The sequence below is a fragment of the Cohnella herbarum genome (assembly GCF_012849095.1).
GTDB classification, from domain to species: domain Bacteria; phylum Bacillota; class Bacilli; order Paenibacillales; family Paenibacillaceae; genus Cohnella; species Cohnella herbarum.
In genome coordinates this window covers 5188940-5208380 of sequence record NZ_CP051680.1, presented here as the reverse complement: position 1 = coordinate 5208380, position 19441 = coordinate 5188940, and the positions used below count along the sequence as shown (strand labels likewise).

Below are 19441 nucleotides of genomic sequence, written 5' to 3'. Positions count from 1 at the left end.
TTTAATCATTTAAGGCGACGGGTCAATGCCCGTCTCGCAGCTTGCGTATGGCGCGCCCATAACGGCGCCTACAGTGACAAGACCTGGCTATACATTCGCAGGCTGGTCTCAGCCGGTTCCAAGTACAATGCCGGGTCAAGATCAGACGTTCCAGGCCGTGTGGCAGGCTACTTCTTATCAGGTGCTGTATTATCAGCAGAATTTGAACGATGACGGCTTCACGCAAGCGGAGGCCGTTACAGCGGATGGAACGCTCACGCTTAAGCTATATTACACGCGTAACAGCTACACTTTATCCTTCGTTGATTCAATGCAAAGCATTAACTATTCGACGATGCAGGTTAAGTATGGGGCGCCGATTGTACCGCCTGCAGATGCAACGCCTTCGAATTTTTACCCTCCGGGCTTCGTACTTATTACTTGGGATCCGGTGGAAGGCGATACTCCATCGTTAGAGTTGCCAGGTGGCGCAAACATGCCGGCACATGACGCTAGCTATAACGCAAGGTTTGGATTTCCGGACGGAGGAATCGGACTATAGTTTCTTACACGGTTTACGATAACAAGCATAAAGCACCAGACCCAATATTAGGGGCTGGTGCTTTCTCTATACGCATTTGCAACCGTAAGTGGCGCAAACGCAACCTCAAGCATATAGCCTCGAGTCCGTTGTTTTTCTATAATTCAGGTATAAACAGCAAAGGAGAGCAAGCCGATGTCATTTAGCGAAAAACTATTGCGACTAAGAAAAGAAAAGGGATACTCCCAGGAAGCGCTAGCCGAAAAGCTGTGCACAACTAGACAGGCAATCAGTAAGTGGGAAAACGGACAAGGGTTTCCCGAAACTGAAAAGCTGCTTATGCTCGGCAATCTGTTCGAGGTGTCCATTGACTACTTGCTGAAGGAGACCGAGGAGAAGGACAGCGGGGAAGAGCGTGGGTATTATGTCAGCCAAGAGATGGCGGAAGGGTATTTGAGCCATCAGCAGAAGTCGTCCAACCGCATTGCGACGGGCTTGTGCCTGCTCATTCTGGCCTGCTTGCCGTATTTGATGTTTCGCGAAGAACCGGTTGTTTATTCCTTCCTTATCATTTTGTTGGGGGCGTCGGGTGCCGTTGTCCTCTTGTCCGCCATACTGAAGGACGAGGAGCGCTACCATGTGTTGGAGAAAGATGCCCTGATGCTGGATCAGGGTTACGTAAAGCAATTAACGGAACGTTTTAATCGATTGAAGAGGAGGTATTCAGCCGTGATCATCCCCGGAGCTGGCATGGTTGCGATAGGCGGAATGGCTTTTTTGTTGGAGAAAAAGGGGATTTCCGAAGGCGCATTGGTCCCATATTATCCGGTTTGCGTCGTTTTGATCGCCATGGGCGCATATGCAATCATTCGAGCATCTACAATGTGGTCCTCCTATGATCTGCTGATTTACAACGAGAAACATTTGAATCGGAAGAACACGGGCTTCTGGAATAAAATCAGGAAAAAGCTGGCCGGATAAATGACTTAGGACTATCGGACGACCAAATCAATCAAATGCTCACTATGCCTTCTCGTCAACAATAGGGCAAGGATAGCAAAAAACAAGGGCGTCCATTGGGCGCCCTATCTATTTTTCGCTGTTAGAGAAGAGTGGGAGTCTTTATTTTAATATTCACCTTTAATTACAAAAAACGTACCCCGAATGGTTCCGGCCAGCTTGGACTTCTGTCTGGCGAACTTAAACTTCTTCTCTTCCAGCTCCTTGGGTACTTCCATCCCTTCGGAAAGCTTGAAGCCAACGGCCCGCTTCTTAGGGTCGTCAACCGTATACAAGACGTTGACCCCTAGACCGTCCTCATAAAAGACGAAGGCCCATCGGATATTTTCCACTTGAAAAAACGACGTTTCCAGTGGCTTGGCTGCAAACTCGATACCGCGTTCTTCTTTCAAAATTCGGTTCACGTAATCCAGGGTATCCTGGCTTTCGCTGGCGGGTACGACCGTGTACTCATGCTTGTATTTGTTCATGAAGTAGCGGGCTTCATTCGCGCGTAAACCGGCAAGAGCTTCTGCTACAGGCGAAGACTCTAAACCTACCGTAGACACATTCTTAAAGTCAACGTTATAGGACATTACCGTTTCCTCCTCCTCTCTTTACTTCCTAACAACGGGAATCCACATTTCACCGAATACGAAGCCGTTGTGCTGACCCATCTCAACCGTTGCATTCGGTCCGCCGACATAGGCGAAATTTTTAGCTTCCGGCAAGACTTGGCCAAAGGCAATGCCGGCCAGTTGATTACTCAGCTCATCAGCCGTCTTCGCTTCCCCTTTAACAACGAGGTATTCGCCTTTAGGGAATTGGATGACTCTGGTTGCATCAGGTACGGATTCCTCTGTCATGACGCCGGCATAGTGCATCATCTTGTTATTCACCGCTTCATTCACGGCAAAAATGTAATCATTCGTGGCGATGGATTTTAATGTATCAAGCCTTCCATCTTGTTCGACGGCCTTCCAAAAATCCGACTTTTCCTTGTTGATGCCGGCATAGTCCGTGTAATCGCTCTTAAGCTCGGTTCCAAAACCTAAGACGGTAAAGATGTCTTTTTCTTCAAGGGTATAATTCGCCATAATCAAAACCTTCCTTTTTTTATTTTAATCAAATGATTTGTCTTTTCACTTGATAGGTTTACAATAACATTGAATCATGTCAAAAAATGATACTGTTTAGGAGGCCCAATGAAAAAGGTTGAACGGATTAATATCATCATGCGATATATCAACAACCGAGCCCACTTTACAATTTCCGAAATCATGCAAGAATTCAATATCTCCCGTTCAACGGCCATTAGAGATATCAGAGAAATTGAAGCCATGGGAATGCCTCTTGTCGCCGAAGTCGGTAGGGATGGGGGTTACTCTGTCATGAACAACTCGGTCCTGCCCACGGTTCGTTTTACCGATAATGAGATCAAAGCTCTGTTTATTGCCTTTATGGCCACAAGAAATCAACAACTCCCCTATCTGAAGAGCCGTCATTCTTTAACGGAAAAATTACTTGGCCTCATCTCGGAAAACCAGCAGGACGACCTTGTTCTTTTAAATCAAATTTTGCTTTTCGAAGGGACCAATCCCAATAATCCAGACCTGCTTGATCTGTCGGACCTCCCTCATCCCTTGTTAGAAAAACTGATCCAAATCCTTCTTCTGGACAGCTATTTATTAATTACCATGAAAGAAGAGAAGGCTAATACGTCTTATCCCATATATCTCTTGCACCTTTATCGGGAAAAAAGTCTCTGGCTGATCGAGGGCTTTGATTTAAAGGAAGAAAAGAAGAAGATTTTCCCTGTCGACAATCTTACCGATATCCAACCCTACTCGACGAAAAAAAGATTAAGCAAGAAAAAAATCGAAGAGACGCTGAGCATGCAGGATGAAGCAATCAACCTGGTTCTTGAACTTGGTCCCAAAGCAATTGCGCAGTTCAGAAAATACCATCCATTAAAATTTACGATTTCCTACACGAATCCTTACCAAACCACGGCCATTCTAAAGACTTTTATCCATGTTCACAATGCTGAGGAATTGAACGAAATAACAAATTGGCTGCTTTTTCTCGGTGGGGATATCAAGATCAGGGAAGTTCCGCCAGAAGTCTTAAAAGTTCTGCATGAAAGGTTATTCTCATTCTGCCCATCTGTTGGAGATATTAAAAAAGGAAACAGCCATTTGCCGTAAAGAAGGCAGGAACGGGAAGTACCCTGATCCTGCCTTCTAGCGTGGCTTTTAGTTTGCTAAATGATCTAAATCCGGCTGCAATTTGGTCCGCAGAACATACAGCATGATGCCACCGACAAGGAACGCAACGGCATCCGCAATGACGAGCGACCAGACGACCCCATGGAAGCCGTTCATTCGATTGGCGATATACAACACGGGAATCAAAGTAATTCCTTGAATAACGGACATAATAAACGCGGCGGTTCCTTGCGCCGTTGCTTGAAAGATCCCCGTAAACAACGCCGTCGTTCCTGAAATGAATAGGGACAAGAACGTCACATGAAGAATGTAACTGCCCATTTCAATGAGTTGCGGGTCATTCGTAAATAAACCGATTAAATGGTCGGAAGTCAGATAGACGATGACGCCGAACGCGACCGCTAACGCCACAATCGTTTTGATCGTGAATCCGATGGTATGCTTCATGCGTAATTTATTCGCTGTAAAAGAGAAGGCAATCAACGGCACGACTCCCTCGCATAAGCCCATCAGAATAAACTCGGGAAATTGCAGTAACCGAGATGAAATTCCGAACCCCGCTACGGCCTGATCCCCATATTCGACAAGAAAGTGGTTTAAGACGAGTGACATTGTGCCCAAGAAGATACTCATAACAAAGACGGGAACTCCGATTTTCAATACATTGCTCAGAATGTCCTTCGTAGCTTTGAACCATTTTACGGAGACGGATAAGAATTGGCTTTTGTACCCCAAATGGAAGGCGTAGAATGCACTCGCAACCAAGTTAGAGACGACCGTAGCGGACGCAACGCCGATCACGTCCCAATGGAACACGAAGATGACGAGCGCATCGAGAATAATATTGACGACAACGCTGAGAATCATACCGACCATTGACGTGATTGCCGAACCCTCCGAGCGCACGATATTCTCCAGCGTGAAGAATAATACGACGAATGGTGAACCGATAAGCATGATCGTGACATAATCCTTCGTGAATCCGAAGGAGTCGGGCGTTGCCCCCAGCCCATGAACGATCTGATCGATCAAAGGGAGGCCGACGGCCATCACGATAAGACCGAGAACTATACTGCTGTAAAAGGCGAATGAAGACACATGTTTTACATCATCGTATTTTTTCTCGCCTAGTAAACGGGAGATAAATGTTCCGCTACCCATGCCAATCAAATTGCCCAGCGCCATAATGATCGCGAATAACGGCAAGGTTAGTGCGAGTGCGGTTAACATGGCCGTATTGTGGAGCGTACCAAGGAAATAGGCATTCAAGATGGAATAGATGACACTCATTGACATGCCTAGCATCATCGGTACGGCGAAGTGAGCTACGGCTTTAGCGATCGGTGCTTTTTCAAAGTAATGAAGGTTTTCTGCATCCATGCTGATCACTGCTTTCTTCATTTATTTTGAACTTATCTAACGGTGTTAGATTGAACCTTACAGTGTTAGATGATATCATGAACTTATTAACCTGTAAAGAACAAACTTACACTGTTAGATAAAAGGGTGGATACCGATGAAAAAGCAGCAGCCTCAGATTTCGGAGGATAAGATTTTGGAAACCTCGTGGGAGCTTCTGGGGGAGGAGGGCATCGAGAAATTCAGCTTGAGACGATTGGCCGAACGGCTGGGAATTCAGGCTCCCTCCCTGTACTGGTACTTCAAGAGCAAGCAGAATCTCTATCAGCGTCTGGCCAACCAGGTGTCAAAAATGATTCTGGAGGAGTTCCACTCCGAAGGGGACTGGAAGGAGCAGATGACGGGGCTTGCGGTAACGGTACGGAGTGTGCTCAGCCGGTATCCCTGCTCCACGCAGCTCATGATGATGACGCTGCCCCACGAACCGGACATCATTCGGTTCACTAACCGTATGCTGCTATGCGTGGAATCGACGCCGCTTGAGCAAGAGCAGAAAATGCAAGTGGTGACTACGCTTGTGAATTATGTGTTCTATTTCGTTCTGGACGATTATCAACACGAGCGCAATGTCTCCGCTATCCTTAAGGATCAGGAAGAGCTTCCGGGTGATGAGATGATTCGCCTTCTGGACTCCATGGGCGAGTCGGAAGCGGGATTGTTCCGGAGGATGTTCACGAACGGGTTGTTCGAGCTGATGGGAACCGACCGGGCGTTCGAGTTCGGCTTGAAGCTGATTCTGCTGGGCATCGAGCAGATAATAAAGGAGCAGGAGAAGTAGAATGTTACAGTCAGTTCGGCAACACCGTAGTATATAACATAAAACATCTCCGACTCATACCCTATATGAAAAAGGAGATAATTCTTAAAATGCAACCGACCTCTCTTGTAACCATTGCCATTCTTGCTAAGGATAAAGCCCATGTATTGCCTATGTACCTTAACCTAATCGAGAATCAGACCTATCCGGCTTCGCAAATCAAGCTTTATATACGTACGAATAACAATCGAGATCATACGGCAAGCGTGCTTGAGCAGTGGATTGAAAAAGTAAAAGACAAGTATTCGGAAATTCATTTCGATTCAAGCGATGTTGAGGAACCCGTACAAGAATTTGGTCCGCATGAATGGAATTATTTGAGGTTCAAAGTATTAGGACGTTTACGTCAAGAATCTATAGAATGGGCAAAAGCAAGAGGGACTCATTACTTTGTCATTGATTGCGATAACTTTATCGTACCCGAAACGCTTGAAATGCTTCTTCATACCCGTTTGCCGGTGGTTGGACCATTGCTGCGAAACGGCGATGATCCATTGAGTAATTATTCCAACTATCACTATGATACCGATGAAAATGGTTACTACAAATATTCAAGCTTATACTTTGATGTTTTATGGAAGTCAATCAAGGGATTGATCGAGGTCGGGGTCATTCATTGCACTTACTTGGTTCGGAATGAAGTTTTGGATGTTGTCAAATACGATGATGGCAGCGGCAGATATGAATATGTAATATTTAGCGATACGTTAAGAAAGTCCGGTATCCCCCAGTATATCGATAATCGTCGTGAATATGGCAAGCTTACTTTTTGTAATACGGAAGAAGAGTTCGGTTTAAAGAATATCACGATATGACCAAAACTGAGCCGTAAGACAAGTAACGGCAAGGTTTTAAATAATTTTTCCCGAAATGTAGAAATCGGAATAGCTGATACGTCATTATAGCGAAACCAAATTCCAATAGGACTTATAGAGAGGAGTTTTGTATGAGGTATACTTTGATGTTGTATGAGGGTCAGGAGGATTTTGCGGCTAGAACGGATCCTGCACGGCAACAAGAATACTTGGCAAGCTGGACGCACTATGTGCGCGCTTTGCAGGAGGCGGGAATCGTGGTATACGGTTCGGGTCTCTATGCCCCGGAGACAGCTGCGACGATAAAGCGGCATGGCGGCGAGACGGTGGTTCAGGACGGACCGTTTGCCGAGACGAAAGAAGCATGTCCGAAGATACTCAACGTCGGGCTTCTTTCTACCGATGCTTTTCCGGACGAGCGGCTGAGAATGATGTTTCTTTGTACGCATCCGGCAATTGATCCCGTGATGCGTACGCCGCTTATGTTGCAGAGGGAACTATATCCCCCTCTCCGAGCAAGACTGCACGCGATGGGATCAACGCTTGATCATGGAAGCGGAGCGTTATTTGCATACCGCTTCGCAAGCCGGTGGAATCGGTCGCTTTCAGCTCATGGCCGCGATTCAATCGGTACATGCTCAGCGTTTACGGACCGGGCGTATCGAGTGGGAGGCCATTGCTCAGTTATACGAGGGTCTCATTCGTACGCACCCGACACTGGGCGCATTAGTCGGACGAGCCGCCGCGGTCGCGGAGGCTTATGGATCGGCAAGCGGCATTACCTTGCTGGAAGCTATTCCATCTGCTGAAGTAGTGAACTATCAGCCCTATTGGGCGCTTGCCGGTCATTTGTACAAGCGGATGCATCGAGAAGAGGATGCCCGTTCCGCTTATAGCCGCGCTATTGGACTAAGCACCGATGTTTCGGTTCGACGATTTCTGAACCGCCAAGCTTCCGAGATCTAAATGCGGCAATTGTAGAAATATCTCCGAGGGTACCCTACTAGGGTGCCTTTTTCTTAACCGCTTAAGCTGTCGGATACTATAGTTTTCTTGCCTTGATTACAAGAGTTACAGGAGTTACAGGAAGCATTTTTGCTTTTTTTGTAAAATCGCTGTTATTCATAACTTCTTCGTCGGATTGCTCAATCATTTGCTAAATGACAAATCCCGCTTTGGCCAACGCGTTCACCTAGGTGGATAGTTTACGATCCGATAATTTTAGCGCACTGTCGTCAAGAGAAACCGAATACCAAGATTCATCGAAGTAACATTTTTTAAACACAAGCCTATCATTTTCTTCGACAACGCAGAAATCGTTAGCTTTAAAATTATCCAATATTAGGTTGCAGGGCAATTGACTTAAAAAACCCCTTCATGATATATTGTGCATACACAACATACACAATTTAATGAGGAGGCACGATATGCTCGCATTGGATATTCGAAATTTAAATAAGAAGTACCCCCATTTCCAGTTAAAAGACGTCTCGTTTCAACTGGAAAAGGGCTATATTATGGGGTTTATCGGCGCCAACGGCGCGGGAAAAACAACCACGATAAAATCGATCTTGAATATGGTCCGTATGGATAGCGGCGAAGTCCATATCTTGGGCAAGAATATCGTCGAACACGAGATCGAATTGAAACAAGAAATCGGATGCGCATTCGGCGGCGTAGACTTTTATACTCGAAGCAAAATGAAAACTTTGACCCATGTCATCAAGAAGTTCTACAAGAACTGGGATGATGAAACTTATTACAACTATTTGAGAAGATTCAAATTGGATGAAAACAAAAAAATCGCCGAATTGTCGGCGGGTATGAAAGTGAAGTACAATTTGGCCATTGCCCTGTCCCATGGCGCGAAGCTTCTCGTCCTCGATGAACCGACAAGCGGACTCGATCCGGCCGCGAGAGACGATCTGTTGGATATTTTTCAAGAGCTCGTATTGGATGGAGAAATCAGCATTCTATTCTCCACTCACATTACGTCCGACTTGGAGAAATGCGCCGATTTTATTACCTTTATCGTAAACGGGCAAATCATCGCGAGTTCCGAGAAAAACGAATTTATGGAGTCCTACCGCTTGCTGAGCGGTAACGAAAGCCAACTGAACCGGGTGAAAGAGCGGTTGATTTCCTACAAAATCAATTCATTCGGCTTTACGGGATTGATCCATTCCAGAGACTTCGACTCCTCTTCCGATATTAAAGCGACTACGCCGAATCTCGAGGAAATCATGATTTATTTCGCGAAAAAGGAGGATATGCATGTATAACTTGGTGATGAAGGATTTGAAATTAGGAGTAAATCCTGCGTTTTTCGCATTTCCTTTTTTAATGGGCGCCTTAATGCTTGTTCCCGCTTGGCTCTATTTTCTCGTCCCCCTGTATTTTTGTTGGATAACGATACCGAACACGTTCGCCGGATTTAGAACTCAGAACGATTTGATGTTTACCTCGTTGATGCCCGTAACCAAAAGAGACATCGTGAAAGCAAGGATAACCGTTATAGTCATCCTGGAATTATTGCATGTTGTCATTGCCATGATCTATGGCTTGTTCACGATTCGCTTATACCCGCATCTAACCTACTATTTCTTCGCGCCGCACATGGGTTTTTGGGGTCTCTGTTTTGTCATGCTTGCGATCTTCAACGTGATATTTATACCCATGTACTACAAGACGGCGTATAAATATGGAGGGGCGATGACCGCATCCATTACGGGCGCTATGCTTTTTGCCGGAGTTGCACAGTGGATCGGAATCCAGAATTCTTTTGTCTATGATACTTTTAACGGTACCGGGGTGGACAATACGGCGCTTCAAATCTCCATTTTAATCGCAGGAATCGTGATATTCGTTGCATGTACCATGATTGCATATCGGATTGCGGTTAAACGATTCCTAAAAGTAGAAATATTATGAACGTATCCATCTCGAGCACTTCCGAAAAACCGATTTATCAGCAGCTTTTCGAACAAATCAGCGCCCAAATTCTGAAAGGCGAGCTAGAAAGCGGCTATTGTTTGCCGCCCATTCGTCAAGCGGCCTTGGAGCTTCGCGTTAGCGTCATCACCGTAAAGAAAGCTTGGGAAGAACTCGAACGAAGCGGCTTGATTAATACGGTAACGGGTAAAGGGTGTTTCGTAGCCGAATTCTCGTCGGATGAGACGCTACGATTACGTAACGAAATGATCCTGAAGCAAATGGAAAGCGATACATCTTACTACAAGTCCTTTGGCCTCACCCTAGACGAAGTGATTGGGCTGCTGAAAAAGATTTATTAACAGCCTTTCGTAGATCGTGTTCAATTCAAAAAGGCGCCCAAATGGGCGCCGTTCTAATTTGAAATTCCGGGTTGATCCGGACCGTGTGTCCCGCCTCCGAAATTGAGCCCGATGACCCCGAGAACGATCAAACAGATGGAGACTACTTTGAACGGAGTCATCGTTTCCTGAAAGTACATATAACCGATGATCGCGACGGCAGCCGTGCCGAGACCGGACCAGATCGCATAAGCGACGCTGATCGGGACTTGCTTGAGCGACAGGCTTAAGTTGAAGAAGGCCAGTAAATAAAACGCGACCATCAGAACGGACGGAATCATCTTCGTAAATCCCTGCGATAGCTTTAAGGATACTGTTCCGGCGATTTCAAGTAAAATGGCGAAGAGCAAATAAACCCATGCCATATTTGGATCACATCCCTGCTACCGTATGCTTAACTTTAGCTGATTTGATTTAAGTTGTTTTGAGGCGGTTCATTATTCCGTATTCTTTGTATATTTTGAACGAAGAAACGATACCGTGTTTCGTGAAACTTCGTTCCATCCGGCATCCCTGCCGTATGAGGGGTTAAGATAACGTTCTTCAAAGTTCTCAATTCGCTGTTCACGCTTAACGGCTCTACTTGGAATACGTCCAAGCAAGCGCCGCCAATCACATTGTTCTTTAGGGCATTTATCAGATCCTCTTCGCATACAAGAGGTCCTCTTGCCGTGTTTACAAGTAACGCGTTGCTTTTCATTTTATTCAAGAATGTTTTATCGACTAGGTTCCTTGTAGACGGGTTCAGAAAAATATTAACGGTAATCACGTCTGAATTCGCGATTAGGGTATCTAAATCAACCTGTTCAACGTCGTGATTTTCGATGCTTTTATAAGCGTCATATGCCAGAACGTTCATCTTGAAAGCTTTTGCCAGCTCGGCTACCCGGGATCCGATCGCTCCAAAGCCTATGGTGCCGATTGTTTTGCCGAGCAACTCGCCGCCCACATAATCCAGCTTCGTTTCATCCTCCCGATTCTTCATCGCTTGATCGAGAAAAGAGATGTTCTTGTAATATCCGAGAACAAGAGCGAAGATATGTTCCGCTACGGCATTCGCGTTTACTCCGGCGGCGTTGCTTACCCAGATGTTTCTATTCGTGCAGGCTTCAATATCAACATTGTCATAACCGGCACCGGTTTGAACGAATTTTAAGTTTCGGGCTTTACTCAATAAGGCTTCGTTTACTTCGATATGTTCCGGAATTAACACATCCGCTTCGCCGATGAATTCCTCGCATCTCTGAGGTTCGACGATTTGAATATTCCATCCCTCCGGGAACGATCGAGTGACTCTTTGTTTGGAAGATTCGTTAAAAAATCCAGTAATTAATACGTTCACTAGCGCTACAACTCCTGTACTCAGATTATGCGTTCGCCCAAGCTTCCCGGAAATTACGCTTTAGATTTGCGATAACCAGCCGGGGAGACTCATTCTCCAGACAACCTACCTCAAAGGTCATCACGGGCTTTCTTGTTGGTTTCGGGCTTCTAAAAAAATCAATCGTATGCAAAGTCGCGATGAACTTCGTAAGCTCCGCAACGCCGACTTCCGAATCTTTAACGCCAAAAGGAATATGCTTATCTCCGAAATAAGGGGCTTGTCTGTCTTTCAAATAACAATTCCCGAGATGAATGTGGGTTAAATAATCTTTGGCAAGCCATAGCGACTTATGCGGATCTTCTCCCATAAGCGGAAGGTGGCTTTGATCCAGCAGAAGACCGAAATTATCATATTCGTTACGGATCGTTCTTGCAGCATGAACCGCTTCGTGAGTGGGACCGAGCAAATAGTTGCGGTCAACATGCCGATCCCCGATCTCGAGCGAAATACAGAGCTCGTACGTTTCCGCTTTTTGTTTGGCATACTTGCATAGCTCCATGGTAGAAGCAATGAACGCGTTGATGTTGTGCTGTTTGCTGTCTTCTCCTTCGAACTTCCCTGTCACGATGTGCATGATTCGGGCATTCATTTCGTAACAGTGATCGATCAAGGTTTTACACTGCTCGACGGAGCGGTTTCTAACAGCCGAATCCAAGGAACTTAAATCGATGTTTAATTGTCTGAAGGCATCTCCGCCGTTGAAAATGATTTCTACGCAACTGTACTGCATATACTTCGCCGCAAGTTCTCGGGTTTTCTTATCCGCGATATAAGAGACTTCTACCGCCGTGAAGAAGGGGTCTTCCAGTATGGTCAACAGATTAGAGATCATCTGTTCAGGATTCGTTTGGTTAAAGGGAAACAACTTAGGCAGCACGATGCCTATGCTTGCTGTGTTTTCAAGTTGATCCATTATACGATTTTACCGGACGTAATGAGCTCCGGCAGTTCTTTCACGGTGTCGATAACATGCGTATGATAGTACTTGCCCCATACTTCGATCGGAGTAGATCCTTGCATGACTCCGATGACCGCTTTGCAGCCCGCATTATAACCTTCAAGCATGTCGGCGGGAGTGTCGCCGATTTTGATTACCTGTCTTACGTTCTGAACATTTAAATACTCCATCGCTTTGAAAAGCATAAAGGGAGCAGGGCGTCCCTTGCCTTCAGGAACCATGTCCAAGTCTACCGCGTAATCGATCAAGCCATTCTTCACCCAACCGAGCGACTCCATAATGACGCGGTTAATCTCCTTATGAAATCCTGTTCCCGTCGCGACCAGAATTCCGTTGTTTTTGCACCATTTCAGGGTTTCCGTTGCGCCTTCGATTTCTCGGCAATTTTGTTGATAATAAGCAATCATATGTTCCGTATAACGCTCGTAAAGTTTAACGGCTTCATCGTGGGTGGAACCGTCGATATCGATTTCGAAATTTTTGAAGTCGATCATTTTCCCGTTCGTTCTTGCGATCAAAAACTGATACAAATGAATCTTGTTCGTTCCCATGTGGGTGCTGATTTCATCTTTCGTTACGTTTAATCCGTATTCCACGGCCGCTTGATGAAGACAATCCCTGACCGCGTTTTGATCCTCGACAAGGGTTCCCGCCAGATCGAATACAGCTAATGCAATGTTATGATTCATTGTTTATCTCTCCAATAGTTATGATTTTTGTGGGAGGAAGATCCCCGCTGCTCCGAGATAGCAGCGGGTTTCCCGGCTTGCTTACATTACTTCTTCAGAACTTTATCAAGCTCTGCCTGTGCCTTCTTCTTCGCTTCCTTCAGCGCTTCCGCCGCGGGAACGTTCTCGATGAGTACTTTGTCCTTCGCCAAATCGATTTCGGCATAAATTTTACCGCCCGTCGGATCTACGAAGGGAGGAATCCCGTTCGTCTTGGCTTGTTCCAATGGAATCGAGAAGTAAGGATTTTCTTTTAATTTGTTCTTATAGATTTCGGTCTCCACGGCGCTGTTCCGAATCGGAATATATCCCGTTTCCACGCTCCATGAAGCCGTCTGATTCGCTTCCGAGAAGAATTTCACGAATTCCCAAGCGCCTTGCTGCTGCTCTTTAGGAGAAGATTTGAACAGGTTGAACATAACGGATACGGCTACGGGTCTTGGTTTGCTGCCATTGAATCCTTTTTGCATTCCCGTTGCCATCTTGGAGAAATCCAAGTCTCCGCCGTCGCCGGACGAGCCCGTATATCCGGCCGATTTGCCGTTCATTACATTGTCGATGGTCTTATACCACCACTCCCAGCCATTGCCTCCGTACACCGTATCCATGATTTTGTCCTCATGAATCCATTTTCTGATATTGTCCCAAGCATAAATCCACTCATCCGAATCGATCGTTACGGTTTTGCCGTCTTCGCTGACGATATCCCCGCCGGTCGAACGAGCGTAATCGATCATATGTTCTCCGTACCACATGATGGACCAACCGCTGATTCCTTCTTTTTCTTTAATGAGTTTCGCCGCTTCGGCTAATTGTTCGAAGCTTTCCAGAGAATCGTAATCGATATTGTATTTCTCGAAAATATCTTTTCTGTAGTACATCATTTGCGTAGAGACGTATGCCGGAACGCCCAAGGTTGCATCCTTGTATTTGCCTTGCTCCAGAAGAAGAACATCGTCTTTGTTATACTCCGGTTGATCGATATACTCTTCTAGAGGGAGCAGTACCTCGCTGTTAGCCAGCTTCATGAATTCCGGGTAACCGTTGATAGCCAGTGCCGGCGGCTTATTGGCGGCGAGCGATGCTTGCAGGGCTTGCAAGGTTTCGCCGTAGTCCCCTTGAACGATCGGCACGACTTCATACCGCTCATTGCCGCTGTTAAAATCTTTAATGATTTTATCCATCGTCTCCCCGAGTTTGCCGCCAAGACCATAATAGAACTCCAGCTTGACCTTCTCTTTGGGTGCGGACGTTGCATTCGTTTCGCTTGGTTCGTTTGCATTCTTCGGGGATGAGGTATTGTTGCTTGAGCAGCCGATGATCCCCGTCAGAATAAGCGTAAAACATAAGCTGGATAGGATTGCTTTTTTCAAGTTCCTTTTCGGTTTGTTCACAGTTAAATTCCTCCCGGTAAATTTCTATTTGCGTCTCGTATAGCCATATCCATAATGATCAGTCCGTTGAATACAGATGAAATCGCATCACCGCCTTATTTATTCACATAGAGACTAGCCATCGATTGAATAATTCTTTTGCTTGAAACGGCGAGCAGGATAAACATCGGCGCAAGCGACACCGCGCAGGCGGCCATAGCTAGAGGGAAGTCCATTCCATATCCCGCTTGAGTCATAAACAACCTTCGCAAACCGATGGTGACGAACATGTTTTCCTCAGATTTGAGCAGCAATGAAGGCCACATATAGTTGTTGTAGCTGTAAATAAACGTGATCAATACCAAGGAGGCAATAGCGTTTTTGCAATAAGGAATATACACCGTGAAGATGAGCTTCAAATGCCCGGCGCCATCCAACTTTGCTGCATGAATTACCTCGCTCGGCACCTGGCTGAAAGACTGCCGCAAGAAGAAGATTGCAAAAATGCTTATAAACTCGCTGAAAATATAGCCCATATGCGTATCCAGCAAATTCACTTTCGAAAGCAGGACGAAGGAAGGGATGTAGGTTACGGCCGATGGCAGCATGTACGTCGCCAATATGAGCACGAAACAGACTTGAACCCATTTTTTCCGAATCGCCGCGAATACGTATGCCGCCAAAATAGCCGTTACGATTTGAAAAGCAATGACGATGAGGCTGACATAAATACTGTTCCACAAATAAACGAGCATCTTGGTTTCCGTAAATACTCTGATGTAATTCTCAAAATGAAACGAAGATGGCCAAATCGTACCGCTATAAATCTCGTTTTTCGGTTTTATGGAAGTAAAGAGCATCCAGATAAACGGAAACACCATCAGTATGCTTAAGCCGATTAACGTTACGTAATTGATCCACGTTTTGTATTTGGGTAAGTGCAAGTCCCCGCCTCACCTTCTAAACAGAAATTTCGATAGGATATAATTTAATGCGCTGATCAGCAGACAAAGGACAAGGAAGATTATCGCCAAAGCCGAAGCGGGTCCGGTCTCGAACCATTCGAAAGCCAACACGTAGAAGTAATAAAGAATGGTCGAAGTCGCGCCTGAAGGTCCGCCTTGCGTGATAATGTAAATCTGATCATAGGCTTTCAGGGAATTGAGAGTAAAAAAGATAAACAAGAATACAAGGATGGGCGAGATCGCGGGCAGGGTGATCTTTAACAATTTGCGTAACCCCTTGCCCCCGTCCAAAGCATTCGCTTTCTCTACTTCGGGATCTAATTTGGCCAATGACGACGTAAGCAACAAGATAGCTAGTCCAACATACTGCCAGATGGTGACGACAATAACGACAATCATCGCCGTAGTTCGTCCGCCTAGCCACTCAATAGGCTCTAGGCCAATCCCTTTCAAGAGGGTATTAACGATCCCCGAATCGCGATCGAAGATGCCGACCCAAACCATAGAAACGACAACGGTCGGCGCCATCCATGACGAGAACGTAGATGCGAGAAAGAAATTACGCAGCGTTTTTATTTTGCTTAGCTTGGTAGCGACGTACAATCCGATTAGGATCGGAGGAACTACCGTGAAAAAAGTAAATACGATCGTATTCATCAATACTTTGGCGAAAAAGGCATCGCTGAATAAATTTGTGTAGTTCTCCATCATCACATAGTTATATGTGGGCGAAATATAGTTCCAATCGGTAAAACTAATCTGGAGCGATTTCGTCAATGGATAGATCCAAAAAACAACCAACGGAACGAGTGTCGGCAACAGCAGCGCAAATGCCCACAGGTTATCTTTTACGTTTTTGCTTTTTAGCCAGGCCATCTAGTCATACTCCCTAATCATGTCGTGGATGATTCCGCCGTCGCAGGGGTGCGAAATCTGAAAAAGCTTAGCTAATGTAGGAGCAATGTTCTCTAAACGCGCTTCTTCAATGGTTGTGCTTCGATTGATCTGGTAACCTGTGCATACCATGAATCCGTTCATTTCATCCACGTTAGAAGGGTGATACCCGTGTAAGCTCTTCATAGTCCGATATTTGGGCTGCTCCGGGGGAACGATATCTTCACCGCATACCGTAGCGTTCAAATCCAGGATTCCGATCGGCTGATATTCCGAACTAGATGCTCCTTCCAGCTCATAGAAATGATTCACTTCAGGAAATTGGCCGAAATAATCCATGATTTCTCTGTTTTGACGATTGTCTAACGTGCTGTAAAACAGCAACGATCCGCTTCCGTCCCCGACAAATCGAATTTGATCGTTTAATAAGTTTTCCCGCCAGCGACTTTGCTCCAAAATCTCATTGGGATAGAAGAACGTTTCAACATCGCTTTGGCCATGGTCGGAAAAGATAAACAAGTTGTAGGATCGCTGATTTTTCTTTAACAAGGCATCTATTCGACCGATATATTCCAACAGTCTCTCAACGTAAAGGGTTGCCTCTAAAGAGTCTTTCCCATGTTTATGAGACAGCGCATCGTAACCGACAAATCTTGAAGCAATAAAATCATAGGCGCCGGATTCGATTGCCTTGATCGTTTTATGCAAAGCCAAGTCATCGATTTGGTCTATCGCCTCGGCGTTTAGAAGCTGTTTTTTGCTGCTGGATTCCGTAACCAAATGATGAATATAAGGATTGCCGGAAGTTAGTGGCCAGTGGATACAGCAACTCGTTAATCCATGCGCGGCCAGCGAACGAAATAAGGTTTTCTTGTGCAGCTCCTCATTGCAAATGAGCTCGTGATCGCCGTACAGCGATATTCTTTCTATCGTTCGGAAATGGGACAACATATTATCGATTACGAAATGTTTATCATGGTTGCTTCCGGTTATTGCCGTAGCATGAGCGTTGAATGTAACCGACGGAAACGTGGTGACCAGTTTGTGGCAAATTGAAAAGTTATTCTCTATAAATGCCTTGGAATAGCGTTCAAAGAGGGTATAGCTCAAACCGTCCAGCGAGATCAGAACGTTCATGGAAGCCTCCTTACGTTTTTCTGAGTCGTTTTGTCGAATACGATGACATGGTTTGGCTTCATCCCGACGTTAAGCTTCTGTCCCTTCGCGTAAGTTTCCGTAAAGCTTTTTTTCACTAAAAAGTCGCGCGTCTTGTACTTCAAGTGCAGTAATACATCCGTACCTATAATTTCAGTGAACAAAATTTCCATTTCTAATGCATTCGAATTGTCGTCTGCAAGGAAACAATGTTCGGGTCTGATTCCGGCTACAATTTCGGGGTGATCCTGCATGACCTGAATCGGCAAGTTCGTTTCTAGCAATACTCCCTCTATATCCAAGTAGGTCTGTCCATTTCGCTCAATCAGACGAGCATCCAAGTAATTGATGGGAGGCGAACTGATAAAATTGGCGACGAACATATCCACGGGGCACTCGAGGATATCCATCGGGGTTCCGATTTGCCTGAACGCTCCCTCGGCCATAATGGCGATTCGATCCCCAAGCGTGACGGCCTCCACCTGGTCGTGAGTGACATAGATAAACGTAGAATTCAAACGTTCGTGAAGCTTTTTAATTTCGATTCTCATTTCGTTTCTTAATTTCGCATCCAGATTGGATAAGGGCTCGTCCATCAAGAAGACTTTCGGCTCTTTAACGATGGCTCTGCCGATCGCAACCCGCTGTTTTTGACCGCCGGATAATTCGCTGGGGAATCGTTTCAACAAGGGAGTGATTTGCAGAATATCGGCCGCCGTCTTGATCCGTTGTTCTCTTTCGTTTTTCTTCACCTTTTTTATTTTCAAACCGTAAGCCATATTCTCGAATACCGTCATATGCGGATACAAAGCATAGTTTTGGAAAACCATCGCCACCCCCCGATCCTTAGGCTCCATATCGTTGATGCAAACGTCCCCGACATAGACTTGACCTTGCGTAATGTCTTCGATGCCGGCTATCATTCTCAGCAAAGTGGATTTTCCGCATCCGGAGGGGCCCAGCAGAACCAGAAATTCTTTATCTTTAATGTCAAGATTGATTTGATCCAAAGTGTGTTTATCGTTCGTATATTTTTTGGACAATGATTTCAAAGTGATACTCGACATAATAAACATCCCTCATTTTTTAATATTCAATTTCTTTTGAATATTTGGTATGATCGTCGTATAAATTCGCGATAACTGCATTACGTACAAAAAAACTTGTACATTCAATGTAAATCATATGTGTTAATTGGGTGTTAACCTAAAATGCCGTATTTGTAAATCTGATCATACAATTGAAAAAGGACGTGTCCGAATGAGGCAGATGGCTACTCAAGCTCAAGAAGAATCCCCGCGGCGCATCATCGAATTGCGCGACCAGGTCATCGACGCTATCGCGAGAACGATGGATCTTTACGGCGCCAATTATTCTTTTGGCAAGCTGTACGGCATTATGTTTTTCGAGGATAGACCGATGACTCTGGAGGATATGAAGGACCATATGCACATGAGCAAGAGCAACATGAGCTATGCCATTCGGTCGTTGCTGGACTCCAGAATGGTTACGAAGTTGGAGGAAAAGAAGGATCGGAAGGATCAGTACGTGGCGGAGACCGACTTTTTCCAGACGTTCCATGTTTTCTTTACCATGAAACTCCAGAGGGAAATCGATGTCATGCTCGAGGCGATTAATCAGGTGATTCCCGAGCTTTCCGAAATCGCGCTTGCGGAGGAAACGAGCGATGCCGAGAGGCAGGAATGTCTGCGGGATCTTCATAAGTTGCGCCACGGCGTCAATTATTACACATGGCTTACGCAGTTCGTGAACCGGCTGCGGGACGGAGAGTTTCTGGATCGGTAAAACTGCGGCAAGTGATAACACTTTAGCTTGCATAAGCGCGCCTTGCCC

Annotated in this window: 22 protein-coding genes and 1 pseudogene; 10 read left to right on the top strand and 13 right to left on the bottom strand. The window is 45.6% G+C overall.

Going from position 1 to position 19441, the window contains the following annotated elements; genetic code table 11:
- The first annotated feature begins 25 nt into the window (after positions 1–25).
- Both HH215_RS22315 and HH215_RS22310 read left to right on the top strand, forming a co-directional pair.
- A complete protein-coding gene (locus HH215_RS22315; protein ID WP_169281905.1) occupies positions 26–541 on the top strand; it encodes a hypothetical protein in 516 nt (171 codons plus the stop codon).
- Between the two features lie 174 nt (positions 542–715).
- Positions 716–1501 (top strand): helix-turn-helix domain-containing protein, encoded by a 786-nt coding sequence (locus tag HH215_RS22310; RefSeq protein WP_169281904.1) that lies wholly within the window; start codon positions 716–718, stop codon positions 1499–1501.
- A gap of 146 nt (positions 1502–1647) precedes the next feature.
- On the opposite strand, the gene HH215_RS22305 is transcribed toward HH215_RS22310, so the two are convergent.
- Positions 1648–2115 (bottom strand): DUF8821 family protein, encoded by a 468-nt coding sequence (locus tag HH215_RS22305; RefSeq protein ID WP_169281903.1) that lies wholly within the window; start codon positions 2113–2115, stop codon positions 1648–1650.
- A gap of 21 nt (positions 2116–2136) precedes the next feature.
- Positions 2137–2616 carry a GyrI-like domain-containing protein gene (locus HH215_RS22300; RefSeq protein WP_169281902.1) on the bottom strand — a complete coding sequence of 160 codons (480 nt, stop codon included), beginning with the start codon at positions 2614–2616 and terminating at the stop codon, positions 2137–2139.
- A gap of 108 nt (positions 2617–2724) precedes the next feature.
- Between HH215_RS22300 and HH215_RS22295 the strand changes: the two genes are divergently transcribed.
- Positions 2725–3726 (top strand): helix-turn-helix transcriptional regulator, encoded by a 1002-nt coding sequence (locus tag HH215_RS22295; protein WP_169281901.1) that lies wholly within the window; start codon positions 2725–2727, stop codon positions 3724–3726.
- A 48-nt stretch (positions 3727–3774) separates the two neighbouring features.
- Here HH215_RS22295 and HH215_RS22290 read toward each other — a convergent pair whose 3' ends face one another.
- Entirely contained in the window at positions 3775–5127 is a 1353-nt protein-coding gene (locus HH215_RS22290) for an MATE family efflux transporter (protein WP_169281900.1), read from the bottom strand.
- A gap of 136 nt (positions 5128–5263) precedes the next feature.
- On the opposite strand from HH215_RS22290, the gene HH215_RS22285 reads away from it, so the two are divergent.
- From HH215_RS22285 to HH215_RS22270, 3 genes are all read left to right on the top strand, one after another.
- Positions 5264–5944 carry a TetR/AcrR family transcriptional regulator gene (locus tag HH215_RS22285; protein ID WP_169281899.1) on the top strand — a complete coding sequence of 227 codons (681 nt, stop codon included), beginning with the start codon at positions 5264–5266 and terminating at the stop codon, positions 5942–5944.
- Positions 5945–6033: 89 nt separating this feature from the next.
- Complete coding sequence (locus HH215_RS22280; protein ID WP_169281898.1) at positions 6034–6798, top strand: glycosyltransferase family 2 protein; 765 nt, start codon at positions 6034–6036, stop codon at positions 6796–6798.
- Between the two features lie 549 nt (positions 6799–7347).
- On the top strand, positions 7348–7764 hold the full coding sequence (locus HH215_RS22270; protein ID WP_169278026.1) for an RNA polymerase sigma factor: 417 nt from the start codon (positions 7348–7350) through the stop codon (positions 7762–7764).
- A gap of 76 nt (positions 7765–7840) precedes the next feature.
- Here the strand turns inward: HH215_RS22270 and HH215_RS36490 are convergent.
- Positions 7841–8110 (bottom strand): annotated as a pseudogene (locus tag HH215_RS36490) (class I SAM-dependent methyltransferase); the annotation flags it as partial.
- Between the two features lie 115 nt (positions 8111–8225).
- Here HH215_RS36490 and HH215_RS22260 point away from each other — a divergent pair.
- The 3 genes from HH215_RS22260 to HH215_RS22250 are packed head-to-tail and all read left to right on the top strand — an operon-like array spanning position 8226 to position 10091.
- The gene (locus HH215_RS22260; RefSeq protein ID WP_169281897.1) at positions 8226–9080 is read left to right on the top strand and encodes an ABC transporter ATP-binding protein; all 855 of its coding nucleotides are present in this window, start codon (positions 8226–8228) and stop codon (positions 9078–9080) included.
- Complete coding sequence (locus tag HH215_RS22255; protein WP_169281896.1) at positions 9073–9729, top strand: ABC-2 transporter permease; 657 nt, start codon at positions 9073–9075, stop codon at positions 9727–9729. The genes HH215_RS22260 and HH215_RS22255 overlap by 8 nt, the downstream gene beginning before the upstream one ends.
- Positions 9726–10091: a GntR family transcriptional regulator gene (locus HH215_RS22250; protein ID WP_169281895.1), complete on the top strand. Its 366-nt coding sequence runs from the start codon at positions 9726–9728 to the stop codon at positions 10089–10091. The genes HH215_RS22255 and HH215_RS22250 overlap by 4 nt, the downstream gene beginning before the upstream one ends.
- Before the next feature lie 53 nt (positions 10092–10144).
- On the opposite strand, the gene HH215_RS22245 is transcribed toward HH215_RS22250, so the two are convergent.
- From HH215_RS22245 to HH215_RS22205, 9 genes are all read right to left on the bottom strand, one after another.
- Positions 10145–10495: a DMT family transporter gene (locus HH215_RS22245; RefSeq protein WP_169281894.1), complete on the bottom strand. Its 351-nt coding sequence runs from the start codon at positions 10493–10495 to the stop codon at positions 10145–10147.
- A 35-nt stretch (positions 10496–10530) separates the two neighbouring features.
- The gene (locus HH215_RS22240) at positions 10531–11472 is read right to left on the bottom strand and encodes an NAD(P)-dependent oxidoreductase (RefSeq protein ID WP_169281893.1); all 942 of its coding nucleotides are present in this window, start codon (positions 11470–11472) and stop codon (positions 10531–10533) included.
- 25 nt (positions 11473–11497) lie between these two features.
- On the bottom strand, positions 11498–12427 hold the full coding sequence (locus tag HH215_RS22235; protein WP_254450184.1) for a TIM barrel protein: 930 nt from the start codon (positions 12425–12427) through the stop codon (positions 11498–11500).
- Complete coding sequence (locus tag HH215_RS22230; protein ID WP_169281892.1) at positions 12427–13161, bottom strand: HAD hydrolase-like protein; 735 nt, start codon at positions 13159–13161, stop codon at positions 12427–12429. The genes HH215_RS22235 and HH215_RS22230 overlap by 1 nt, the downstream gene beginning before the upstream one ends.
- Positions 13162–13247: 86 nt before the next feature.
- Positions 13248–14594, bottom strand: coding sequence for an ABC transporter substrate-binding protein (locus HH215_RS22225; protein ID WP_169281891.1), 1347 nt, complete (start codon positions 14592–14594; stop codon positions 13248–13250).
- Positions 14595–14689: 95 nt separating this feature from the next.
- Positions 14690–15517 (bottom strand): carbohydrate ABC transporter permease, encoded by an 828-nt coding sequence (locus HH215_RS22220; RefSeq protein ID WP_169281890.1) that lies wholly within the window; start codon positions 15515–15517, stop codon positions 14690–14692.
- A gap of 9 nt (positions 15518–15526) precedes the next feature.
- Positions 15527–16414 carry a carbohydrate ABC transporter permease gene (locus HH215_RS22215; protein WP_169281889.1) on the bottom strand — a complete coding sequence of 296 codons (888 nt, stop codon included), beginning with the start codon at positions 16412–16414 and terminating at the stop codon, positions 15527–15529.
- A complete protein-coding gene (locus HH215_RS22210; protein ID WP_169281888.1) occupies positions 16415–17569 on the bottom strand; it encodes an alkaline phosphatase family protein in 1155 nt (384 codons plus the stop codon).
- Positions 17566–18654 (bottom strand): ABC transporter ATP-binding protein, encoded by a 1089-nt coding sequence (locus HH215_RS22205; protein WP_169281887.1) that lies wholly within the window; start codon positions 18652–18654, stop codon positions 17566–17568. Before HH215_RS22205 ends, HH215_RS22210 begins: the two co-directional genes overlap by 4 nt.
- Before the next feature lie 193 nt (positions 18655–18847).
- Here HH215_RS22205 and HH215_RS22200 point away from each other — a divergent pair, with 193 nt between their 5' ends.
- Positions 18848–19393: a GbsR/MarR family transcriptional regulator gene (locus HH215_RS22200; protein ID WP_169281886.1), complete on the top strand. Its 546-nt coding sequence runs from the start codon at positions 18848–18850 to the stop codon at positions 19391–19393.
- Positions 19394–19441: the final 48 nt, after the last annotated feature.